The 4,064-nt window shown below is 71.4% G+C and carries 4 protein-coding genes, 1 pseudogene and 1 riboswitch; of the genes and pseudogenes, 4 read left to right on the plus strand and 1 reads right to left on the minus strand.

Going from position 1 to position 4,064, the window contains the following annotated elements:
* Positions 1–286 (minus strand): annotated as a pseudogene (locus HUU95_RS10020) (DUF4129 domain-containing protein); the annotation flags it as partial.
* A 108-nt stretch (positions 287–394) separates the two neighbouring features.
* Between HUU95_RS10020 and HUU95_RS10025 the strand changes: the two are divergent.
* The 4 genes from HUU95_RS10025 to HUU95_RS10040 form a co-directional block, all read left to right on the plus strand.
* Entirely contained in the window at positions 395–1,177 is a 783-nt protein-coding gene (locus tag HUU95_RS10025) for a hypothetical protein (RefSeq protein ID WP_174279985.1), read from the plus strand.
* Between the two features lie 51 nt (positions 1,178–1,228).
* On the plus strand, positions 1,229–1,393 hold the full coding sequence (locus HUU95_RS10030) for a hypothetical protein (protein WP_174279986.1): 165 nt from the start codon (positions 1,229–1,231) through the stop codon (positions 1,391–1,393).
* Positions 1,394–1,484: 91 nt separating this feature from the next.
* Positions 1,485–1,667: riboswitch (cobalamin riboswitch) on the plus strand.
* Between the two features lie 138 nt (positions 1,668–1,805).
* Entirely contained in the window at positions 1,806–3,758 is a 1,953-nt protein-coding gene (locus tag HUU95_RS10035) for a TonB-dependent receptor domain-containing protein (RefSeq protein WP_174279987.1), read from the plus strand.
* Positions 3,759–3,772: 14 nt separating this feature from the next.
* On the plus strand, positions 3,773–4,064 hold a 292-nt coding region (locus tag HUU95_RS10040), incomplete at its 3' end, for a hypothetical protein (RefSeq protein ID WP_217429807.1).

Genomic DNA, 4,064 nt, shown 5'->3' on the forward strand with positions numbered 1-4,064 from the left:
GCTCCCACACCATCCACACCAGGGTCGCCGTCAGCAGCGCCAGCACGCCCCACAGCAACAGCCGCGCAAAGGGCCAGTCGGGCATCCAGCCGCCGATCCAGCGCGCCGCGCGGCCGAACGGACGCAACGCCCAGCGCAGCCACTCGCCCAGCGGATGGAGCCAGGCGGGCGGCTTGCCCGGCTTGGGCCGGGGCGGCATCACCGACGGCCGGAACTGAACGGAGCCGTCGGCGACGAGCGCGCGATGCGCGGCGGCGAAGCGCGCCGCGTCCTCCGTCCCCGCCACCCGTCCGCTCACTTCGTCCGCGCGCCCCCGTTTCGCGGCGGTTCTACCGCATTGTGCCCGGCGCACAACCGCTTCGCATCGAAGCTGGACAGCGGGCGGCGCGATGGCATGATCGCGGACGTGGCGACGCGCGAACAGGGAAGGGGCGATCTGTCGATCGGCCGCGTGCTGGCGCGCGCATCCGAGGTGATCGCCGCCGCGCCGCTGCTGTTCCTCGGGATCAGCTTGGCAACGGCGGCGCTGCCGCAGGCGCTGCTCCGCTTCGTCGTCCCGCCCGACGAGTGGACGATCCGCCATGCGTTCGCCGAGCTGCTGCTCGTCGCCGTCGTCGCGCTGATCGCCTGGGCGGCGCTGCACTATGGCGCGCAGGCGCTGCTGCTGCGCGTGAGCGTGGCCAGGCTCGATGGCGGGCGCGAGCCGCTGGTCGTGAGCGTCGCTGGCGCGGCGGCGGTGGTGGCGCCGATGCTGGCGATGATGCTGGTGTTCGCGATGGCGGCGCTGGCGGGCACGATGCTGTTGATCGTGCCGGGGATCATGCTGGTGGTGATGTGGTCGGTCGCCGCGCCCGTGCTGGTGATCGAGCGGCCTGGCATCCTCGCGGCGCTGGCGCGCAGCCGGGCGCTGACGCGTGGGCATCGGTGGCGCGTGTTCGGGTTGCTGCTGCTTGTCTATGGGACGTACTGGATGGCCGGCGTGGGGCTGGGGGTCGGGACCGGGTTGGCGGTCGCGGGCGGCGCGGGGACCGGCTCGCTGATCACCACCGGCGTGACGATCGTGCTGGCGACCGGCTTTATGGCGATCTCGACCGCGATCCAGGCCGCGCTGTATGTCGAGCTGCGCGACGGGCATGACGGGCCCGCGGGCTACCGCCTCCGGGCGATCTTCGCCTGATGGGCACCGCCGCCGGCCCCGCGCGTTGAGCCGCCACGACAGGAGTTCATCATGCCCGATCCCATCGACGCGCCCGCCTCCACCGAGAAGCTGAACGAGCAGAACGCCGCCGAGATCAGGCAAGAAGAAGCGACCCAGCACGGCCCGCGCGGCAATGTCCACAGCGAGGCCGAGGAACACGTCGAGCAGGACATGCCACCGCCGCTGCCGAACTGACGGGCGCGGAGCGGGGCCCCGGTCGCATGGCCGGCATCGTCGCGGATCATCGCCCGATCCGCGCGCATTGACCGCGGCGGGCGCCGCGCCTACCGGCGTCGTCGCGACAGGTTCCCCGGAGACGGGGATGAAAAGGGAACGGGTGAACCCCGGCTGCCCCTGCAACTGTAGGCGGTGAGCGATCGGCCATATGCCATTGGGGTCCTGCCCCGAGAAGGCGGTCGAGCAGCATTGACCCGCTAGCCAGGAGACCTGCCCGTCGCGGTCGTCTTCCAACCGGCCAGGGTGCGCCGGGTGGACGGGGTTCGAACCCGATGGGCGACATCGCCGACCCGCGTTCGCGTGGGGAGGGCGAGGTCGCGCGCCTCTCCTTCCCGACACGGGCCCGGGTCCTCATGTCGTGGAGGATCGAATGCCCGTACCCTTGTTTCTACTCACCCTGGCCGCGACGGCGCCCGCGCCCGACGCCCCGCGACAGCCCGCCGCCCGCGACATCAAGGCGCCCGCGCCCGACGCCGCCGCCGACGCGTCCGCCAGCGACGTGATCGTCACCGCCACCCGCGCGCCGACGCCCATCGACCGGGTCGTGTCGTCGGTGACCGTGCTGGACAAGGCGGACATCGACCGCGCGCAGGACATCGGCGTCACCGAGCAGCTGCTCCGCACGCCGGGCGTCAGCATCTCGCGCAACGGCGGCTATGGGACCAGCACCAGCCTGCGCATCCGCGGCGCCGAGACCGACCAGACGGTGGTGGTGATCGACGGCGTCAAGCTGAACGATCCGTCCTCGCCGGGCGGCGGCTATAATTTCGGCAATCTGCTGGTCGGCGACGTCGCGCGGATCGAGGTGCTGCGCGGGCCGCAATCGGTGCTGTGGGGCAGCCAGGCGATCGGCGGCGTCGTCAACATCGTCACCGCCACGCCGACGCGTCCGCTGGAGGAAAGCATCGACGTCGAGAGCGGCTCACGCCAGACGGTCAGCGCGCGCGCCGGGATCGGCGGCGTGCAGGGGCCGCTGACCTTCCGCCTCGGCGCGCAGACCTTCACCACCGACGGCATCTCGGCGATCGCCCCCGCGTTCGGCGGGACCGAGCGCGACGGCTATCGCAACCAGAGCGTCACCGGGCGCGCCGAGCTGGCGTTGAGCGACGCGGTCGGCGTCGAGCTGCGCGGCTATTACAGCGCCGCCACGACCGACATCGACGGCTTCGGCGTCGACAGCGACGATTATGAGCGCAACCGCGAGTTCGTCGGCTATGCCGGGCTCAACGTCGCGCTGTTCGATGGCCGGCTGCGCAACCGGCTGGCCTATGGCTACACCGCGATCAAGCGCGACGACTATTCGCCCGACCAGGACCAGCCGCTGACCTTTGACGCGCTGGGGCGCAACGACCGGATCGAATATCAGGGCAGCGCCGCCATCGCGACCGGGATCGACGCGGTGTTCGGGGTCGATCACGAGCGTCAGCGGATGCGCAGCACCGCGCCGCCCTATCAGCCGACCGAGTCGGCCGCCGCCAGCCTCACCGGCGCCTATGGCCAGATCAACGCGACGGTGATCGACGGCCTGACGCTGACCGGCGGCGTGCGCGAGGACGATCATAGCCGCTATGGGAGCAGGACGCTGTTCCAGGGCGGCGGCGTCTGGCGGCTGCCGACGGGCACGCTGATCCGCGCCAGCTATGGCGAGGGCTTCAAGGCGCCGACGCTGTACCAGCTTTATTCCGACTACGGGAACCGGGCGCTCGCCCCGGAACAGGCGACGGGGTGGGAAGCGGGCGCGGAGCAGCGGCTGTTCGACGGCGCGCTGACGCTGGGCGCCACCTGGTTTGAGCGCCGCTCGCGCGACCTGATCGTGTTCGCCTTTTGCGAGGACGGCACGACGCTGCCCGCCTGCTTCCAGCCGGGCACGACGATTCCGCGTTTCGGCTATTACGCCAACGTGTCGCGCGCCTTCGCGCACGGCGTCGAGGCGGCCGGCGCGCTGAAGATCGGCACGCGGCTCCAGCTAGATGGCAATTACACCTGGTCGCCGTCGGAAGACCGCTCGCCGGGCGCCGCCACCAACGGCCTGCAGCTCGCGCGCCGGCCGCGCCAATCGGGCAACGCGTCGGTCAGCTATACGCTCGGCACCGTCACTGGCGGGGCGGCGCTACGCTGGTCGGGCGAGACGTTCGAGGATGCCGCGCACGCGATCCGGCTCGCCCCCTATGCGTTAATCGACCTGCGCGGCGAGGTGGCGGTCAGCAGGCAGGTTGCGTTGTTCGGCCGGATCGAGAACCTGCTCGATAAGCGTTACGAGACCGCGTACCGCTACGGCACGCTCGGGCGCAGCTTCTATGCCGGTTTCCGCGGCCGCTTCTGATTGGAGACGAACCGATGACCCCTTCGACCACCAGCCGGGGCGCGATCGCGCTCTGGATCGTCCTGCTCACCCTCGCCAGCACCGGCACGACCTGGGCGCTCGCCTGCATGACGCCGTTCGCGGCGCTGGCGGCGCTCGCCGCGACGCATCTGCGCCGGCGCGACGGCGCCGCGCTGATGCTCGTCACCTGGGGCGTCAGCCAGGCGGTCGGCTTTGGCGTCCTCCATTATCCACACGATCCCAAGACGATCGAATGGGGCGCGGCGCTGGGCCTCGCCGCGCTGGGCGCGGTGGGCGGGGCCTATG

This window comes from Sphingomonas bacterium (assembly GCF_903643065.1).
In the GTDB taxonomy this organism is placed as follows: Bacteria; Pseudomonadota; Alphaproteobacteria; order Sphingomonadales; family Sphingomonadaceae; genus Sphingomonas.

Coding starts and splice junctions, on each gene's coding strand:
- HUU95_RS10030 (WP_174279986.1), top strand. CDS start 1,229: ATGCCCGATCCCATCGACGCGCCCGCCTCCACCGAGAAGCTGAACGAG.
- HUU95_RS10025 (WP_174279985.1), top strand. CDS start 395: ATGATCGCGGACGTGGCGACGCGCGAACAGGGAAGGGGCGATCTGTCG.
- HUU95_RS10035 (WP_174279987.1), top strand. CDS start 1,806: ATGCCCGTACCCTTGTTTCTACTCACCCTGGCCGCGACGGCGCCCGCG.